Raw genomic sequence first — 18497 nt, 5'->3', positions numbered from 1 at the left:
CATTCACTGTGAATATTAGGGGCCGTTCTGTGCGTCGCTTTCTCTCTGCTTCCAGCGTGGCGGTTCTCGCCTGCGCCGTCGTCCTGTCTGCGGGTCTGTCGCCTGCTGCGGCCGTCGACCCCGATCCGGTCGTTCCACCGGTGGCCACGATGGGCGAGTATCCCGCCGAGGCCTACTCGTCCGACGTCTCGTCTCTCGACCCCGGGCTCGTCGATGCAGTCGCCCGCGATCTCGGCGAGAGCGGCGAGGAGTACCTCGCGAACGCCGATGCGGCTGCCGACGCGTCGTACGTGGTCGAGAACCTCACCGATGACGGATACGGCGTCCGCGGCTCGCAGATGGAGGGCACCGAACTCACGGTCTACGTCGACCCCGACGATTCGACGGCCGCAGCCGCCGTCGAAGCGACGGGAGCCACGGTCGCGTTCGGCGATCCGCCGGCTCTCTCGATCGATACCTCCGGCGCCGTTCCCCTCGCCGACCTCTATGGAGGCCAGGGTTGGGGCTACTTCGACACCTCCGGCCAGGGGTCGGCATGCTCGGTCGGCTTCGTGGGCAGAGCCGCTTCTACCAATCAATTCGTCACGGCCGGGCATTGCTATCCTCCCGGAACGACCATCTCCGGCCAGGCATTCGTGCTGAACCAGAGCAGTGCCGGGGCGAGTGTGAGTCAGGGAGCCGATGTCGGCTCACCGGTCGCGTCCTCGTTCCGCTTCGGCGGCGGCAGCGACTCGGGTCTGGTCACCGTTCAGTCGGGATGGACGTTGAAGCCGCAGGTCGTGACATGGGGCGGGGCGAAAGGCGCCGCCCTCGCCTCGGCTCCACTATCGCTGACCGACAGCCGCGCCGCAGTGACGGGAGCGAGCCTGTGCAAGTCCGGCGAGCGCACCGGATGGAGCTGCGGAACGATTCTGGCCGTCGACTACGATCTGTCGGTCGGGGGCAAGGTCGTCAATTCGATCATCGCGGACACCTGCGCCGACCACGGCGACAGCGGCGGTGCCGCCGTTTCCGGTACGACCGCCGTGGGGCTGACGTCTGCCGGCCCGGACACGTCCGTCACCCCGTGCGGCAGTTCCGACTACTTCTCCTCGTACTTCCCCATGGTCTCCAGCGCGAAGAAGACGAGCGTCAACTCGAACCAGCCGGGCTGGGAGCCGCTGGTGACCGTCGCGACGCCCGTCGTGACGAACCCGTCGAACGGGCAGAATGTCAGCCAGGGCGGCAGCCTGCGGGGCACGTTGGCCAAGGCGAACGCGACCAACAGGATCAAGATCGAGATCAGTGGCGACACCGTGCCCACCCGCACCGTGTCCGTCGGGTCCGACGGCCGGTGGCAGCTTCCCATGGGGTCGCTCTCGTTGGGTTCGCACAGCTACACCGCACGCGCCACATGGAACACCTATTCCGAGTCGGCGACCGTCACCGGCTCGTTCACGGTCGTCGCGGCGCCCGCGGTCGATCGGATCGCCGGCGCGGATCGCTACGACGTCGCCGTGGCGATCTCGCAGAGGGCGTTTGCCGGTCAGGCCGGCGTCGTCTACGTCGCGACAGGTGCGAACTACCCGGATGCGCTCAGCGCGGCGCCGGCTGCGGTGAAAGAGGGCGGGCCGCTGCTGTTGACTCGGCCCGGAGACCTCCCCGACGTGGTCCGTGACGAGATCCAGCGACTCCAGCCGACGAAGATCGTTGTGGTCGGCGGGCCGAACTCCGTCTCTCCCGCCGTCTTCGAGCAGCTGCGTACTCTCGCGTCGGACTCGATCCACCGTGTCGACGGTGCCGACCGGTATGTCGTGTCGCGGGCACTGGTGGAGTACGCGTTCACCACGGCCTCCATGGCCTACGTCTCGACCGGAGCCAACTTTCCCGACGCCCTCTCGGCCAGTGCGGCCGGCGGCAAGTCCGGTTCGCCGGTGATTCTCGTGAACGGGGCCGCCTCCTCGGTGGACTCCGACACGATGGCGCTCATCAACGACCTCGGTGTGTCGTCCGTGCGCATCGCCGGGGGCCCGGCATCGGTGTCGCCCGGCATCGAAGCCGGACTCTCCGGTGAGGTGGGCGACGTCGTCCGACTCAGCGGCGCCGACCGGTTCGAGGCATCGGTCAACATCAACCGCGACGCCTTCAAGACCGCCCCTGTACCGACGGTCTATCTCGCCACCGGTCTGAACTTCCCCGACGCCCTCGCGGGCGCTGCCCTGGCGGGAAAGCAGGGCGCCCCTGTCTACATGGTGCGCCAGGACTGTGTTCCCGTCGACGTGCTGTCCGACATCGCCAAGATGGGAACGACCTCGGTCACGCTGCTCGGTGGCACCGCCACGCTCTCTGCGAACGTGGAATCGCTGACCGGCTGCTGAGAGCGCGTATAGGCCAGCCGTGTGGCCGCACGTGAACTAGGGTCGTGGGGATGGATAGTCGAATACTGATCGTTGGCCACGGCACAGCCGGCAAGGCGCTGGCCGCCGATATCACCCAGCGAGGCGGCACCGTCGTGGGATTTCTCGACGACCTGGTCTCCGGCCCTGACGTGCTGGGCACCCTGGCAGATGTCAACGAGGTGGTGGCACGGCACGACGTCGACCTCGCCTACTTCGCCATCCCTTCGGTGGACGCGACGACCGTGCGCGACTTCATCAATTCCGTCGACGTCAGTCGGGTCGACATCGCGATCATTCCCCGCACGCACGAGATCCTGACCAGGGAGACCGTCGACATCAACGACCTGACCGATGTCGACGTGCTCGACCTCGTCGGTCGAAAGCCGGTCAAACACGATGTGCTGTCGGCGCAGGCGTTCGTTCGAGGCAAACGGGTGCTCGTCACGGGCGCCGCCGGCTCGATCGGATCCCGTCTCGTGAAGCAGCTCGCCGGCATGGGGGCAGAGGTCGTCGTCTGCGTCGACTGGTGGGAGAACGGGATCTTCTTCCTCAGCGAAGAGCTGGGCAGTGCCGCATCCGGCATCGAATATCACATCGCCGATATCAAGAACGACCTTCTTCTCACCCAGCTCTTCGAGCGATACCGCCCACAGGTCGTCTTCCATGCGGCCGCGTACAAGCATGTTCCGCTGATGCAGGCGAACCCCATCGAGGCGGTCAACAACAACGTCTGGGGCACGCTCAACCTCATGCAGCTGGCCACTCGGTTCGCGGTCGAGAACTTCATCTACGTCTCCACCGACAAGGCAGTCAATCCGGTGAACGTCATGGGGTCGACCAAGAGGATCGGCGAGATGATGATGCAGGCCATCGCCGCAGACCATCCTGAGACGGCCTTCAACGCGGTGCGGTTCGGCAACGTGATCCAGAGCAACGGCAGCGTCATGCAGACCTTCCGTTCCCAGATCGCGAAACGACAGCCGCTCACGGTCACGCATCCCGACATCACGCGCTTCTTCATGACCATCGACGAGGCGAGCCACCTCGTCATCCAGTCGGCGATCGTGGGAGAAGCCAGCGACATCTTCGTGCTCGACATGGGGGAGCCGGTGAAGATCCTCGACCTCGCGACCAGTCTCATCCACGCCGTCGACCCCACCCTCTCCGTGGAGTTCGTGGGACTGCGGCCGGGGGAGAAGATGTTCGAGGAACTCAGCTACGAGCCGGACAAGGTGGCGGCCACACCGAACAGCAAGATCTTCGTCGTGAGGGATGCCCAGGAGTTCGATACCGCGGACTTCATGAACAAGGTCGGCGAGCTCCTCGCAGCGACGCGATCGTACTCGATCGACTCGATCGAGACGGTGGAGCGACTGCGGTCACTGGGCTTCGCCATCCAATGACCGCCGGGCGCCCCACGCCTACCCGGGTGCTGGTGACCGGCGCGAGCGGCCGTCTCGGCCGCCGCCTCGTCGCAGCGCTTCGGCTGAAGCCCGAGTACGACGTGGTGGCAGTCGGCGGCACGACTGAGTCCGGGGGTGGCGTGCTACCGCGCGTCGATCTCGCCGACGCCGATCTCGTGCGGCGGATGGTCGACGATGCGAAGCCAGACGCGATCGTGCATCTCGGGGCCTCCGTCGGGGCTCGCTGCGACGAGGATCCCGAGATGGCGGCGCGCATCAATGTCGACGGCACCGGCGTTCTGGCCCGTTCGCTCGCCAGCCGTGGGCAGACACGTTTCGTCTTCGCCTCGACCGCTGCGGTCTACGGCGACGGGTTCTCCGGCCCCGTTCCGGAGTCCGCCGTGACCGCTCCTTCGAGCACCTACGGGCGGCAGAAGCTGCGCGCGGAAGACGTCCTGGCTCTTACTGCCCGGGAATCCGATGCGTCTCTCACCTCCGTTGCGCTCCGCATCTTCAACGTGTTCGGGCCAGGGTTCGATGCGTCGCTCGTCGAGCGTCTGCGGCAGTCCACGCCCGACCGTCCTGTCGAGCTCCGTGCGATGGACGAGTTCGTGCGGGACTACGTTCACGTCGACGACGTCGTTGACGCGATCGTGCTCTCGTTGGCGGTCGACCTCGGCATGCCGCATGCCACGGTCAATATCGGATCGGGCATCGGACTGACCTCCCGTCAACTGGTGCAGAACCTGGCGCGCGTCTCTCCGGTCTACTATTCGGCGACGCCCGGGCGGCCGAGCTCGAGCGTCGCAGACATCGGCCGTGCGCGTCGGCTGCTCGGATTCGATCCTCGATCGTCGGGTGCGGTGACGTAATAGGCTGTGGGGGTGATCGGAAGACAGCCACTGGAGACCCTTGTCAAGCGAGTCATCAAGAGGCGACTGCTGGCAGGCAGGTTCCGTTCCGAATCCACGGAGTTCGCCCCGGTCGCAGGAGGCGAGGCGCGAGTCCTCATCTGCCTGTGGAACAGGTCTTCGCGTATAACCGACATCCTCGAGCTTCTCGATTCGCAGGACTTCGCCGCCGGCATCCGGCTGTACCTCTGGAACAACAACAAGAGCGAGCATGAGGTGTATCGCCGGGCCATCGCAGAGTTCACCGCGAAGGGCGCGCTGAAGACGGTCGATCTCGTCAAGACGCCGTACAACCTCGGCTCGATCGCCCGCTTCTACTGGGCGCGCAAGCTCTCTGCCGACGGTGAACCCATCATCGTCATCGACGACGACCAGGACATCGCGCCGACCTTCGTCTCGAAGGCGATCGCCGCCTACCGGCCCGACACCATCTCCGCATGGTGGGCCTGGACCGTCGGAGACTCCTACTGGGAACGACAGAAGGCGAAGCCCGGTGAGCATGTCGACCACATCGGGCCGGGCGGCATGATCTGTTCGTCGCGGATCTTCGCCGACAAGACGTTCTTCACGACGATTCCCGAGAAATACTGGATGCTCGACGACATCTGGCTGAGTTACTTCGCCACCCGACACGGCTACACGCTGGCCAAGCTCGACGTCGACATCGATTTCGTGATGGATGAGACGAATCAGTTCTACAGCCAGGCGAGCCTCAAGCCTGATTTCTACGCCTCTCTGCGGGCCTGAATCGGCGCGAATGGTCGTGCCCGCGCCTTCGACGGTGCACTCATTCGACTGTTGTATCCTCTAAAGCGGCCTACTCACCGGGCTGACGCACTTATTGGCTTGGAGGCCGCAACAAGATGGCTGGCATTCAAGAGTCCCCTGCACAGCGCATAGAACGTCTCGACTCCCTCCCCTGGGAGGGTGCAGGATCTCCGGGCGTCGGAATCGGACGCACCACATCGCAGCTGGTCGACATCTGGCGGCACCGCGAGCTGCTCGGTCTCCTGACCCGCCGCGAGTTGAAGGCCCGCTACAAAGACAGCACCCTCGGCTTCTTCTGGAGCCTCATCAAACCGCTCACGCAGCTGCTCATCTACGCGATCGTGGTCGGGGAGTTCCTCGGAGCGGCGCGCAACGTCGAGAACTTCGCCATCTATCTCTTCGCCGGTCTCACGATCTACCTCCTCTTCAGCGAGGTGGTCGGAGGCGCCACGTCGTCGATCATCGCGAACTCGGGCCTGGTCAAGAAGGTCTACCTGCCCCGCGAGATCTTCCCCCTGTCTGCGGTCGGCTCCGCCATCTTCAACTTCCTCATCCAGTTCGTTATTCTCCTCATCGCCGCGGCGGTGTTCGGCACCCTCACCTTCGGGCCTCATCTTCTCTACGGTCTCGGTGGTTTCGCGGTGGTTCTCATCTACGCGACGGCCATCGGCATCCTGCTGTCTGCGCTGAATGTCTACCTGCGCGACGTGCAGTACCTCGTGGAGGTCGTTCTGATGCTGTTCATGTGGGGCACGCCGATCCTGTACCACTGGTCGTTCGCCACAGACCGCATGCCCCCGTGGCTGGCCGAGATCTATCTCAACAACCCGGTGACCCTCGCGGTGATCGGCTTCCAGGAGGCCTTCTGGGCCCCGACCAGCGATGCGGAACCGCTGCCACTGCTCGCGCTTCGCCTGCTGATCGCCGGCGTCGTCGGAGTGGCTCTTCTGTTCGGTGCGCAGCGCGTTTTCTCGAGGTTGCAGGGCAACTTCGCTCAGGAGCTCTAGAACATGGTGAAGTCAGTACCCGTCGTCCAGCTGTCGAACGTCTCGAAGCGGTTCGTCATCCGCAAGGAGAAGAGCCTCAAGGAGCGCATCGTCAACGCGGGCCGCTCCGCGAAGTTCAGAGAAGACTTCTGGGCGCTCCGGGACATCAGCCTCGAGATCGAGTCGGGCAGCACCATCGGCCTCATCGGGTCGAACGGCTCAGGCAAGAGCACGCTGCTCAAGGCCATCGGAGGCATCATCGAGCCGACCTCCGGTTCGGTCCTGCGGCGCGGACGCCTCGCGGCCCTGCTCGAGCTCGGTGCCGGTTTCCATCCCGACCTGACGGGCCGTGAGAACGTCTACCTGAATGCCTCTATCCTCGGCCTCAGCCGCAAGCAGACCGACTTCTACTTCGACGACATCGTCGAGTTCTCCGGCATCGCGAACTTCATCGACACACAGGTCAAGTTCTACTCGAGCGGCATGTACGTGCGACTGGCGTTCTCCGTCGCCATCCACGTCGATCCCGACCTCCTGCTCGTCGACGAGGTGCTCGCCGTCGGAGACGAGGCCTTCCAGCGCAAATGCCTCGACAAGATCCGTTCGTTCCAGGCAGAGGGCCGCACGATCATCCTCGTGACCCATTCGCTCGGGCAGGTCAACGAGCTCTGCGATCGTGCCGTGCTGCTCAAGGCGGGTTCTGTCGTCTTCGACGGGGAGCCGCAGAAGGCCACGGCCACGTTCCGGGACATCCTCGAAGACAGGCGCCTCGAAGAGGTAGCGGCTCACGCCGACGAGCCCATCAACCAGGGTCGTATTCTCGATGTCACGATGACCGTCGTCGGGCGGGAGCAGGGCGCGGCCGTAGAACCCGGAGACGACATCGAGGTCGCCATGACCTTCGAGCACGACACGGGCATGCCCAACTGGATGGCGGCACTGCAGATCGACAGCGTCTCCGGGCAGGTCGTCTACGGATCGACCACCAAGCGCGCGGGAATCAAGCTCAGTCCCCTTCGAGAGGCTCAGACGGTCACGTTCGTCTTGAAGAACTCGAACTTCGGCAGTGGTAAGTACTTCATCAGCGCATCCCTGATGGACACGTCGGGAGTGCACATGCACGACCTCGTGCAGGTGCTGTCATTCAATGTGCCGTACTACAGCCTGGCGGTAGGTACCGTTCACGCAGAGACCGAGATCGTCGTCGGCTGAGCCGCGACAGCCGGGATGCCGCCGTGATGGCAGCATCCCGGACCGTTCTATACGAGGGCCGGTGCTCCGGCGTCGATCCACTTGCAGAGCCGCACGACGCCGTCGGCGACCATGACCTCGGGCTTCCACGACAGGGCGGCCTCGGATGCACCGATCTCGGAGCTTGCCGCTCGCACGTCGCCGTTGCGGTACTTGCCGTTGATCTGGGGTGCGGGGGCGCCGTAGTAGTCGGCGATCAGACCCGCGATGCGAAGGATGCTCGTGCCTTCACCCGACCCGATGTCGTAGGCATGCTCGTTCGCGCCCGAATGCAGCACGCCCTGCACGAGGGCGTTCGCGACGTCGTCGATGTAGACGAAGTCACGAATGATCTCGCCGTCTTCGTAGACGGGAATCACCTCGAGGGCCTTGGCCTTCTGCGCGAAGAACGACACGATTCCGGTGTAGGGGTTGCTGAGCGACTGGCCCGGCCCGTAGACGTTCTGCAGCCTGAAGAGAACAGGTGTCACGTTGAGCGCCAGGCACCACGCCCGGAGGATGTTCTCCTGCGCCAGCTTCGTCGAGCCGTAGACGCTGGTGGGGTTGGGGGAGACCTTCGACGACTCGAACGGGAGAACCGTGAGTCCGGGGAAGTCCCACTGGCCGGATTCCAACATGGCGTCGGACCGCTGGCCGGGGTAGCTCACGACTCCGTCGGCGTCGACCCAGGCGCCCTCGCCGTAGACGGCGCGGGAGGAGCTCAGCACGATCTTCTCGGGCAGGGCGTCGTGGCGGACCAGGGCGTCGAGCAGTTCCGTCGTGCCGACGACGTTGACCTTCGCGTGCCGTGTGGCCTCGGTCAGCGACTGGCCGGTTCCCGTCTCGGCGGCGAGGTGGATGACGACGTTCGGCCGGACATCGGCCAGCAGCCGATCCCAATCCTCGGCGACGGTCACGTCGCCCTTGATGAACTCGACTCTCTCGTCGAGGTCGGCCGGACGCGTTGCCGTCGGGTGGATCTGCGGGTGGAGATTGTCGAACGCCACCACTCGGTCGAAGTGATCGGGCAATTGCTTCGACAGCGCACAGCCGATGAAGCCGGCACCTCCCGTGACGAGAACGGTTGTGGTCATGAGATCAGAACTCCTAGAACGACGTGTGGTTGCGACCGCCTACGCCAGGTTCTTGGTGTGGGGCCGGAACAAGGGTACTACGTGCCGATTCGAAGGTCTCAAACCGCAGGAGCGCCGGGAATGATCGGCGGAGGAAACCCGAGGTAGCGTTCCGTCATCACGAAGAGAGTCACGTCGGACGGGTGCTGACTGACGATCCGGCGGAAGTCGACATCGCGCGCGGGAACTCCGACGTTGTGCTGGTACATCACCGTGTCGGCGAAGCTCTGCGACATCAACGGTGACAACGACGTCGACGTCGAATCGCTGATGACCAGAAGTCCCTTGTCGCTCTGGGCTCCATCGGTGTGGGTTCTGACGGGCAGCAGCGTGAGGTCGACGATGTTGTCGGGGACGTCTGCGATCGTGGTGCCGCTCTCGAGCGAGGTCACGGTCGTCGGCAGGTGCTCGTAGTCCGGCGTCTTCCAGTCATCAGCACCGGCAGCAACCAGCCCTTGGGCCGCGTACTCATTGTGGTCGGGGCCGCCCGAGATCCCCGAGATCTCGGGTGCCGAGATGCCGGCGAGGGCGGCCTCGTTCGTCGCGAGGCACTGGGTGATCTGATCCCAGGCGACGTACGCACCGTATCCGTTCCAGTGGCTGTTGAGCGGGGTGTAGGTATTCGTCGACTCGGACGCCTCCCTGAGGGCCGTTCGTGTGTCGATGAGGGGAAGCTCAGGGTGGGCTGCACGAAGCTTGTCGAACGAGACCGTGCCTCGGAGGGGCTGGGCCCAGTCAGCCAGTTGTTGCGGATAGACATCCCATTTCGCGGGCGCGATGACCACGTAGAAGGAGCTGCCGCTGTCGGCGGCGATGGTCTGCAGGGTCGAGAAGTAGGTGGCCCACGCGTCTACTCCGGCGGGATCGAGGCTGACGCGTCCCAGCGACTGGGACAGGTCGTTGACCTGTCCGTCGTTCCAGAATGCCCAGCCGTCTCTGCCCGTCACATAGACCGGGTCTGCGTTCTGCGTCGCCGTCTGGAATTGTGCTTCCGACGAATCGAGCAGGGCCGGGTCGAGCCAGGGCTCTGCGACGAGCCCCTGATCGACACCGGGCGAGCAGACCTCGGGAAGGCCGGCGGGTGCGACCTGCTCGGCCACCGCGGCGGGCACCGCTGGTGTCGACTTCGCCTTCGTGGTGATGCCCACGCCGGCCATCACCACGACAGCGATCAGAAGGAGCACGAGCGGAATGTAGCGGTACCACACCAGCAGACCGCTGCGCCCTCGGGCCGCCTCCACCGGGAGCGGTCGAACGCCTTTGTCGCTCATTCTGTGCCCGCCCCACTCTGAACAGCGGATTCGCGGCGTAGCTTGGCGGCGAAGTTCGAGGAGGAGAACCGCTTGCTCACGACGCGACGCTTGAGCGAATCGACGAAGGGCCGGCCGCGATCGATTGCAGCCTCGAGAGGCCTCGGCGTCCAGTTCTTGAGCGACATGGCGGGCTTCTCGATGAGGTGCCAGCTGAAGAACGCCAGGATATGAACCGCGACGACGACGGTCAGGTGGTAGACGAACCAACCACGATCTTGGAGATGGAAGTACGCACCGAACTGCATCACCGGCCAGGCGAAGATGTAGATGCCGTACGACAGGTCTCCGAAACGTTCCCAATTGTTCAGCTTCGTGGCACGGATCGCGACCCACATGAGCACGTAGAGGAAGCAGTACTGTCCGAGGACGTTCCAGCCGCCCTCCGAATACGTGAAGATCGACACGGCGAGCGCGAACACCGCGATCCTGTCGTCGATCCGGATCTTGTCGCCCCAGAGAGCGAACAGCATGCCGAACGCGAAGGGAGCGAGAAGCATCATGTTGTAAGGATTAGCGAGGAAGGCATTCTGCGCGCCGACGGGAACGCCGGACCACTGCAGGCTGTTCAGCACGATGATCAGGACGGCGATGCCGGATGCGAGGAACCTGTGCGCGAGCAGCCCGAACAGTCCCATCAGCCCGACGAGGATGTAGGCACGGAACTCGTAGTAGAGCGTCCACGCCGATCCGTTCCAATCGAAGCCGCCGATCGCTCCCAGGGGAGTGGAAGCACCCATTCCCGCGATGTTGTGCTGTCCCATGAACAGCCACATGTTGTTGACGAAGTAGGTGAGCGGCGATTCGCTCGGCGGGTTCCAGAACCCGGCGATGCTGCCGGTGGTCTTGACCCATGCGATGGGCGCCAGAATGAGGCTCGTCACGAGCATCGCCAGCCAGAACGCGGGCATGATGCGCAGGGCTCGACGCCAGAAATAACGGAAGATCGTCGAGCGGCCCATTCGACTCTTCGTGATGAGGAACCCCGAGAAGAAGAAGAAGCCCGAAACGGCGACGCCGCCGATGGATTGTTCCGTGCTGATCGCAGCCCCGAGGTCACGGTTGTCGTAGAAACCGCCGAGAGGACCGGCATGAGAGAAGATCACGAGGAACGCCATGAGCCAACGCAGGAACCCGATGCTGTTGGCTCGAGGGTTGAACGCCTCTTGGAGGGTCAGTGGCATGGCGGGTTGTTGCTCGAATCTAGTGTCTGCGCGAAACGACTGCTCGCCTGAGCCGTCGGAGTGCTCCACGCGCGAGTTGGTAGCCGGGACGGAGAACGATGCCGAGCCTGGGACTACGACGCATCACACGATACTTCAGGATCGCGAGGGTCGGAACTTCGGTGATGTCATGCACGGTCAATGCACGAGGGAACACACCAGCCGCTCGTTCCCTGTGCACCTCACGAAGGAACGCCACCTGCTCCTCCGGGTATGCAGGCATGAGCGCTGCGACGGATTGGAGCTTGTACTCGAGGAAGGCGTAGTAGATCGAGGCGAACTTGATGTTGAGGGTCTGACGGATGTGGAATCCGTCCTGTTGTGCCGCGTACCCCATCAATCGTTCGAGCACGTGGGGCAGATTGCTGTCACCCCAGTTCGAGTCGTCGGGGAAATCGTCGTAGGTGTAACCGCCGTCTGCAATGCGGCGAAGCGCCTGCGGGCGGGCGATGAGCATCGTGCCGTAGGGGGCTACAGGCGTGGATTCGTCGAAGGGCACGGTGATTCCGAGTCTCTTCGCTTCGACCGCCGCAGCCTCCCTGTTCGTGAACCAGGCATGTCCAAGGGTGGGGTACGCCATATGGATGATCGGAGGGAAGACCATGCCGAGCGTCGGATGCTGCTGGAACAATCGGAGGACGTTCGCCGTGTATCCGGGCGAGCCGAGCAGGTTCTCCAGGAGGTGCCGCTTGAACAGCTCGGCCTTCGCGAAATCGTCCTGCGGGCTCCGCTTGGAGTGAAGCTTCACGATCAGGTCGTAGGCATCGCTCTGGATGACGTCTCGACAGCCGATGAAGAATGCGGACTCCGCGCGGCCGCGGTTGCTTTCGACAACCCGCACCTCGCCGACGACCGAGCGTCGCGCGAGTGTCGCCTCGATGATGCTCTTCTTGGAGAAGTCGGTCGTCGTGATGTAGAGGTCGAACGATCCCGGCAGCATCTGGAGCCTGTCGAGGATCTCATCGGTCATGTCCTCGTAATAGAGATGCACGACCGCTGCGATTCTGAGCGGGTTCGACTCGTCATAGCCGAGATCTTCTTCAGGCAGGATCTCGACGAGTGAGAGGTTGGTCGCGAGCACACGTGCCTGCGTCGTGCGGGCGAGATTCGAGTAGACGAGCTCTGTCGGATAGCCGTTCGCAATCAGGATCTCGTCTATCTCTCGCCCGAGAATCGCATTTCTGTCGAGGTAGAGCGGGTCGTGGAAGAACGTGCGCCGCTTGACGATCGGACACCCCGCACGGAGGATCATTGTCGCGTTGTCGAAGACCGGGTGGATCGACGGGTAGTCCGACTCGGGATACGCCACGTCGAACGTATAGCCGAGATCGGAGAAATGCTTCGTGAAACGCGACTCGTGGTAGTCGATCGACTCGTTGTAGGACGTGATCATGGGCATCGTCGCCCAGTACGTCACGAAGTCGTCGGATGCGAAGAGCGACTTTCGTACAGCGATCCAGTGCGACTGGATATGCATGGGCATACGCTCGAGATCGGCATTGAAGGGATGGGGAACCACTTCACCGTGATTCGTCACGCCCCAGAAATCCAGGTCGTGCTGCGCATCCATCGATTCGAAGAGCGGATCGAACGACTTCACCGGTCCGAAGAAGGTGTAGTTCATCAAGATGATCTCGTCGTACTCGACCAGGCGCTCCTGGGTGAACTCCGCCATCGCCTCTTTGTAGCCCCAGACGTCGAATCCGACGTTCTCCCGAACCCAGACGGTGTCTGCGACGGTCTCCAGGCGCGCACGATTGTGTGCGTCCAACTCGGAGTTCGAGACCACGAAGATGTGCTCGCTGTGAGATCGGAGGTTCTCGAGCGCGTGGAGCACGTAGTCGTCGACCTGCCCGTCGTGATCGAAGAAGAGGTAGAAGACAACGCGGCGCATGGTGGTCAAATCTACAGGACGATCGGCTGGGTCGACTCAGGCGCGGGTGCGACGTACGACAGAGCGCGCGCGTAGAGCCGACTTCCGAGCGATGGTGTAGACGGGGCGCAGAGCGACCTTGGCCTTCGGGAAGCGCTTCGTGAAGCGGGCCTTGAGGAACTGGAGGGTCGTGGGCTCCGCCCTGGGCGTCACGAGTTCATGGATCTGTTCTGCGGGATATCCGGAATCGAAGTGCTCCGCGATCGCCTGCAGCTTGTACTCGAGGAACGAGTAGTAGATGCTGGCGAAGCGCGTGGTGAGCACTTCTCGGATGTGATACCCCTCGTTGAGCGCCCCGTAGCTGATCAGACGCTCGAGCACGTGCGCGAGAGAGCCATCGGAGTACCCGCCCTCGTTCGGAAAGTCGTCGTACGTGTAACCGGCGGCGGCAATGGCGCGCAACGTCTTCGGGCGGGCGATGAACATGCTCCCGTATGGCGACAGCGGGGTCGAGTCGTCGAAGGGGATCGTGAACCTGAGCCTCTCCGCCTCCTGCTGGGCGGGCCACTTGTTTCCGAACCAGGCGTGTCCGAGCGTGGGGACTCCCATGTGGATGATCGGCGGAAAGACCATTCCCAGCGTCGGGTGCTGCTGGAACAAGCTCAGGACATTCTTCGTGTAGCCGGGTGACGACAGGAGATTTTCGTAGAGATGCCGCTTGAACAGGTTCGCGACGCCCGGAGTGTTCTGCAGGCTCTTCTTCGAGTGCAGTTTGACGATGAGGTCGTACTCGTCGCTCTCGATGACGTCGCGGCAACCGATGAAGAATGCGGAGATATCGCGACCCGCGTTGCTCTCGGCGACCCGGACATCACCGCTGACTCCCCGCCTGCCGAGGGCCTCCTCGATCGAGCGCTTCTTCTCCTCGGATGACGTGGTGATGAAGAGGTCGAAGCCGTCGGGGAGGGTGTCGAATCGATCGACCATCTCGTCGACCATCTCCTCGTAGAAGATGTGAGCCACGGCGGCCACCCGGAGCGGACGCGTCGGGTCGTAGCCCAGATCGTTCTCGGGCAGAACCTCGAGCAGTGAGAAGTTGGTTTTCAGCACACGTGGCTTCGACGACCGGACGACATTGGAGAAGATCAGGTCGGTGGGGTAGCCGCGTTCCTCGATCACGTCGAGAACGTCCTTGCCGATGATGCCGTTGCGATCGAGGTACAGCGGGTCGTGGAAGAAGATTCGACGCTTGATGATGGGGCAGCCGTCGCGGAGGATCTGCACGGCGTCATCGAAGATCGGATGCTGCGAAGCGTAGTTGTGTTCGGGGAAGGCCACGTCGGAGCTGAATCCGAGATCGGTGAAATGCTGGGTGAAGCGTGCCTCGTGCAGGTCGATGGACTCGTCGTACGACGTGATCGCCGGCATGGTGCTCCAGTAGTCGCGGAACGCGTCGGAGAGGAACATCGAGGGACGCACGGCTATCCAGTGCGACTGGATGTGCCGGGGCATCCGCCCCGTGCCCGTTCGCGGATGAGGGATGACCTCGGCATGGTCTGTGATTCCCCAGAAATCCACCGTCTTCGCATCCATCTCTTCGAAGAGCGGATCGAAGGACGTGATCGGACCGAAGAAGGTGTAGTTCATCAGGATGAGCTCGTCGAACTCGGCGAGCTTGTCGTAACCGAAGGTCTCGATCGCCTCCTTGTAGGCCCAGACGTCGAAGCCCACGTTCTCGCGTTCCCACACCGTGTCCGCGAACTCCTCGAGCTTCGCCCGGTTGTTCGGGTCGAGCGAGGAGTTCGAGACGACGAACACGTAGTCGCCCTGCTTCTTCAGACGGGACAGCTTGTGGGTGATGTAGTCGTCGACAACGCCCTGAGGATCGAAGAACAGGTAGAAGATGATTCGTCGCATGCTGGGCCGTGGCTTTCCTTGAGAATGTGATGCGCCGTAAGAATACCCGGCAGTGCCGAGAGGCACCTCCGGTCGGCTTCAGCGCTGCGGCGACGCTCTCACCGACGTCCGAGCGCCCGACGAATCCGTCCCACAGCACGATCGGAGAAGCGGGGCTTCGCAGGCGGCGTCTCCTGAAGGCTGATCATGCGTGCGACGTCTGCACGAAGGCCGGCGATCTCGTGGTGCAGGGTGGAGAGCTCGGTGACGATGCTCGCGTGGACGACCTCGAGGTGGTCCGCGCTGAGCCGCCTGGTCTCGTCGAAGACGCGGGACTGTTCCGCCCGCGCCAGCGTGGCGCGAGTGTCGAGCTCTCTGAAGAGTTCTGCCGCGAGAAGCATCGGTCCGAGATTGTCGCCGTTCTGCAGGCCTTCGCGCAGGAACTTGTCGCGGATCCTCAGGTTGTAGCGCTGGTGGTTCTGAGCATCGGCCACGACGCTGTTGCCCTCGTCGCCCATCGAGGTTTCGCGGTGGTGCCAGTAGGCGAGCGGCTTGCCATCGATGAAGCCGACGCTGAATCGGCTGACGAGTCGGAGCGTGAAGTCCCAGTCGGCCAGCACCGGCAGGGTGTTGTCGAAGGAGCCGATCTCCGCGAAGACCGATCGGCGCAGCAGCAGCGCGATGGGAGGGACGTAGTTCTGCTTGAGCATCTCGAGGAGAGAGACCGTGTTGAGGTCTGTTGCGAGAAGCTGGCGGCGGAGTTCGACGATCTTGTGCGGTCGCACCTCTTCGAAGATGAGCTCGGTCCGGGTGCCGACCGCCGCGTCATCCGGCGTGGTGTCGAGGTGTCGCACCGTCTGCTCGAGGAACTCCGGATGCCAGGTGTCGTCGTCGTCGTGAAGGATGACGTAGTCCGACTCCACCGCAGCGATCGCGTTGTCCATGGCACCCCAGCGGCCCGCCGGAGAATCGTTGTGGATGACCACCACGCGCCCCTCGAGCGCCTGCCCACGCGACTCGATCAGCTGGTCGACCGGTTCGCGTTCTGCAGAATCGTTGACGACGACCAGAACGAAGTCCGTGAATTTCTGCCCGGTGATGCTGTCCAACGCCCGGGTGAGCATGACCGGGCGGTTCTTGGTCCTGGTGACAATGGCGACTTTGGCGTTCAATGCATACTCTCTCTTGTCAGAAGCGACTGACCCCGACTCTAGACCACGGCTTCGATCGAGGTATCCTCTTGGGGGTCCGCATCCGGGAGGCGTGTCGTGTCAGATCAACTCGAAAGCGCACGTCGACGGCGCCGCACCCTGCGCTGGAGACTCGGTGCTCCGATACGTCGTGCCGAGCACTTCGCACGCAGGCTCGTCGCAGACCGCCGTGCGCCGTCGAGGCCCCTGCGGGCGCTCGATTCCATCCTCCCTGCGGTGACGACATCCGGCGATCGTGCAGCTCTCATCAGCGGTGACCGGGTGGCCGTGATCGCGAGCTATGGCGGCGACCAGCGGGTCTCCCGCTCGCTGTCGACGCTGGTCGCGGAGTTCGAGTCGAACGGCTATCGCGTGCTGCTGGTGAGGGCCTCCGAGGCCACGGAGCCGCTGGTGTGGCCGCACGCGGCGGATCGCCCTTCCTTCGTGATCACGAAGCCCAATATCGGCTACGACTTCGGCTCGTGGGCCACGGCGCTCGCGGTTGTGCCGGAGCTCGTGGACAAGCCGTTCGTGATCTTTGCGAACGACAGTCTTCTGGGTCCGTTCGATTCCCTCGCCCCCCTTGTCGCGGACTTCGAGGCCTCGCCCTGCGACGTCTGGGGCGCGACGGACACACTCGAATACCTGCCGCACCTGCAGAGTTTCCTTCTCGGGTTCAAGACGGGCGTTCTGAGAAATCGGGCCGTGCAGACGTTCTGGCGCACCGTTCGCGACCTCGACGACAAGGATGCGATCGTCGTGCGATACGAGATCGGTCTCGGTCGTCTTCTCGCGACGGAAGGCTTCGTCAGCCGTCCGTGGTTCGCTCACGAGCAGATCGTCCCCGAGGGGGGAAATCCGACGACGATCGGAGGGTCACGCCTGCTCGAGGCCGGCTTCCCCTTCGTGAAGCGGATTCTCCTCGACAACCCCGACGTCTTCCCCGACGCCGCCGTAGCCCGCAGCCTCGTGCTCAGCAGATACGGGCAGGACCCGGCCGACTGGGCGTGACGCCCCCGCTCAGTAGGTCTGGGTGGTGCATCCGAGTACGGTTCCGGGTGCGGCGTTGCCGGCGAGGGGCATGGAGGTGACGCAGGTGATGTATTTGCCCTTGGTCGTGATGGGCATGGACCAGCTGTAGCCGTGGTTCACTCCGAGGCCGGGCACGGCGACGTTNCGTCGAGCAGGTCATCAATGCATCGGTCGCCTTCTCGTATGCTCCCACCGGGGCGATAGCCACGGGTGTGTAGGTCTGGGTGGTGCATCCGAGTACGGTTCCGGGTGCGGCGTTGCCGGCGAGGGGCATGGAGGTGACGCAGGTGATGTATTTGCCCTTGGTCGTGATGGGCATGGACCAGCTGTAGCCGTGGTTCACTCCGAGGCCGGGTACGGCGACGTTGAGTTCGGGGCGTGGCACCGAGGCGGTGGTGCTGATGGTGGTGTTGGTGCCGTTGGGGAGATAGACGTCGATCTTGACCTGGTTGGAGCTCGAGAGTGATGTGGCGTCGGCGGCCCAGCCGCTGAGGGCGAGGGTGCCGTTCGTGGCGGTGGCCTTCTCGTATGCCCCGATCGGGGCGATCGAGACCGGGGTGTAGGTCTGAGTGGTGCAGCCGAGCACGGTTCCGGGTGCGGGGTTTCCCGGCAGGGGCATGGAGGTGACGCAGGTGACGTACTTGCCCTTCTGCGTGATCGGCATGGACCAGCTGTAGCCGTGGTTCACTCCGAGGCCGGGCACGGCGACGTTGAGTTCGGGGCGTGGNTGAGTGGTGCAGCCGAGCACGGTTCCGGGTGCGGGGTTTCCCGGCAGGGGCATGGAGGTGACGCAGGTGACGTACTTGCCCTTCTGCGTGATCGGCATSGACCAGCTGTAGCCGTGGTTCACTCCGAGGCCGGGCACGGCGACGTTCAGCTCSGGGCGCGGCACCGAAGCGGTGACGGTGGCGACGGTGCCCTGCCCGTTGGGGTAGTAGACGTCGATCTTGACCTGGTTGGATGCTGCCAGTGACGTGGCGTCGGCGGCCCAGCCGGTGAGCGCGAGGGTGCCGTTCGTGGCGGTCGCCTTCTCGTATGCTCCCACCGGGGCGATAGCCACGGGTGTGTAGGTCTGGGTGGTGCATCCGAGTACGGTTCCGGGTGCGGCGTTGCCGGCGAGGGGCATGGAGGTGACGCAGGTGATGTATTTGCCCTTGGTCGTGA

Annotated in this window: 13 protein-coding genes; 7 read left to right on the top strand and 6 right to left on the bottom strand. The window is 63.8% G+C overall.

The annotated features are described in order from the left end of the window. Positions 1-56: 56 nt before the first annotated feature. From ASF51_RS00070 to ASF51_RS00045, 6 genes are all read left to right on the top strand, one after another. A complete protein-coding gene (locus ASF51_RS00070) occupies positions 57-2357 on the top strand; it encodes a cell wall-binding repeat-containing protein (RefSeq protein ID WP_055923486.1) in 2301 nt (766 codons plus the stop codon). A gap of 50 nt (positions 2358-2407) precedes the next feature. After that, positions 2408-3781: a polysaccharide biosynthesis protein gene (locus tag ASF51_RS00065; protein WP_055923483.1), complete on the top strand. Its 1374-nt coding sequence runs from the start codon at positions 2408-2410 to the stop codon at positions 3779-3781. Next, on the top strand, positions 3778-4653 hold the full coding sequence (locus ASF51_RS00060; RefSeq protein WP_082479415.1) for an NAD(P)-dependent oxidoreductase: 876 nt from the start codon (positions 3778-3780) through the stop codon (positions 4651-4653). The genes ASF51_RS00065 and ASF51_RS00060 overlap by 4 nt, the downstream gene beginning before the upstream one ends. A gap of 12 nt (positions 4654-4665) precedes the next feature. Beyond that, positions 4666-5439, top strand: coding sequence for a hypothetical protein (locus ASF51_RS00055; RefSeq protein WP_055923476.1), 774 nt, complete (start codon positions 4666-4668; stop codon positions 5437-5439). 116 nt (positions 5440-5555) lie between these two features. Continuing rightward, positions 5556-6467 carry an ABC transporter permease gene (locus tag ASF51_RS00050; RefSeq protein ID WP_055923474.1) on the top strand — a complete coding sequence of 304 codons (912 nt, stop codon included), beginning with the start codon at positions 5556-5558 and terminating at the stop codon, positions 6465-6467. 3 nt (positions 6468-6470) lie between these two features. Further along, a complete protein-coding gene (locus tag ASF51_RS00045; protein WP_055923471.1) occupies positions 6471-7658 on the top strand; it encodes an ABC transporter ATP-binding protein in 1188 nt (395 codons plus the stop codon). 47 nt (positions 7659-7705) lie between these two features. Here ASF51_RS00045 and ASF51_RS00040 read toward each other — a convergent pair whose 3' ends face one another. The 6 genes from ASF51_RS00040 to ASF51_RS00015 form a co-directional block, all read right to left on the bottom strand. Then, positions 7706-8770: an NAD(P)-dependent oxidoreductase gene (locus ASF51_RS00040; protein ID WP_055923468.1), complete on the bottom strand. Its 1065-nt coding sequence runs from the start codon at positions 8768-8770 to the stop codon at positions 7706-7708. Between the two features lie 98 nt (positions 8771-8868). Then, the gene (locus tag ASF51_RS00035) at positions 8869-10080 is read right to left on the bottom strand and encodes a hypothetical protein (protein WP_082479414.1); all 1212 of its coding nucleotides are present in this window, start codon (positions 10078-10080) and stop codon (positions 8869-8871) included. Then, entirely contained in the window at positions 10077-11303 is a 1227-nt protein-coding gene (locus ASF51_RS00030; RefSeq protein ID WP_055923461.1) for an acyltransferase, read from the bottom strand. The genes ASF51_RS00035 and ASF51_RS00030 overlap by 4 nt, the downstream gene beginning before the upstream one ends. Positions 11304-11322: 19 nt before the next feature. After that, a complete protein-coding gene (locus tag ASF51_RS00025; protein ID WP_055923459.1) occupies positions 11323-13236 on the bottom strand; it encodes a rhamnan synthesis F family protein in 1914 nt (637 codons plus the stop codon). Positions 13237-13272: 36 nt separating this feature from the next. Further along, positions 13273-15132, bottom strand: coding sequence for a rhamnan synthesis F family protein (locus ASF51_RS00020; protein WP_055923455.1), 1860 nt, complete (start codon positions 15130-15132; stop codon positions 13273-13275). A 98-nt stretch (positions 15133-15230) separates the two neighbouring features. Further along, on the bottom strand, positions 15231-16283 hold the full coding sequence (locus ASF51_RS00015) for a glycosyltransferase family 2 protein (protein WP_055923453.1): 1053 nt from the start codon (positions 16281-16283) through the stop codon (positions 15231-15233). Between the two features lie 96 nt (positions 16284-16379). Here ASF51_RS00015 and ASF51_RS00010 point away from each other — a divergent pair, with 96 nt between their 5' ends. Next, the gene (locus tag ASF51_RS00010; RefSeq protein ID WP_235497086.1) at positions 16380-17312 is read left to right on the top strand and encodes a rhamnan synthesis F family protein; all 933 of its coding nucleotides are present in this window, start codon (positions 16380-16382) and stop codon (positions 17310-17312) included. The last annotated feature ends 1185 nt before the right edge of the window (positions 17313-18497 follow it).

The sequence above is a fragment of the Agreia sp. Leaf283 genome (assembly GCF_001422485.1).
Classification (GTDB): Bacteria; Actinomycetota; Actinomycetes; order Actinomycetales; family Microbacteriaceae; genus Agreia.
Note: the sequence above shows the minus strand (reverse complement) of the source record. Positions and strands in the feature narration are given on the sequence as shown.

Bases quoted from the DNA above. Each gene is read 5' to 3' on its own strand.
- ASF51_RS00030 (WP_055923461.1), bottom strand. From the start codon at position 11,303: ATGCCACTGACCCTCCAAGAGGCGTTCAACCCTCGAGCCAACAGCATC.
- ASF51_RS00035 (WP_082479414.1), bottom strand. From the start codon at position 10,080: ATGAGCGACAAAGGCGTTCGACCGCTCCCGGTGGAGGCGGCCCGAGGG.
- ASF51_RS00040 (WP_055923468.1), bottom strand. From the start codon at position 8,770: ATGACCACAACCGTTCTCGTCACGGGAGGTGCCGGCTTCATCGGCTGT.
- ASF51_RS00060 (WP_082479415.1), top strand. From the start codon at position 3,778: ATGACCGCCGGGCGCCCCACGCCTACCCGGGTGCTGGTGACCGGCGCG.
- ASF51_RS00065 (WP_055923483.1), top strand. From the start codon at position 2,408: ATGGATAGTCGAATACTGATCGTTGGCCACGGCACAGCCGGCAAGGCG.
- ASF51_RS00045 (WP_055923471.1), top strand. From the start codon at position 6,471: ATGGTGAAGTCAGTACCCGTCGTCCAGCTGTCGAACGTCTCGAAGCGG.
- ASF51_RS00025 (WP_055923459.1), bottom strand. From the start codon at position 13,236: ATGCGCCGCGTTGTCTTCTACCTCTTCTTCGATCACGACGGGCAGGTC.
- ASF51_RS00020 (WP_055923455.1), bottom strand. From the start codon at position 15,132: ATGCGACGAATCATCTTCTACCTGTTCTTCGATCCTCAGGGCGTTGTC.
- ASF51_RS00050 (WP_055923474.1), top strand. From the start codon at position 5,556: ATGGCTGGCATTCAAGAGTCCCCTGCACAGCGCATAGAACGTCTCGAC.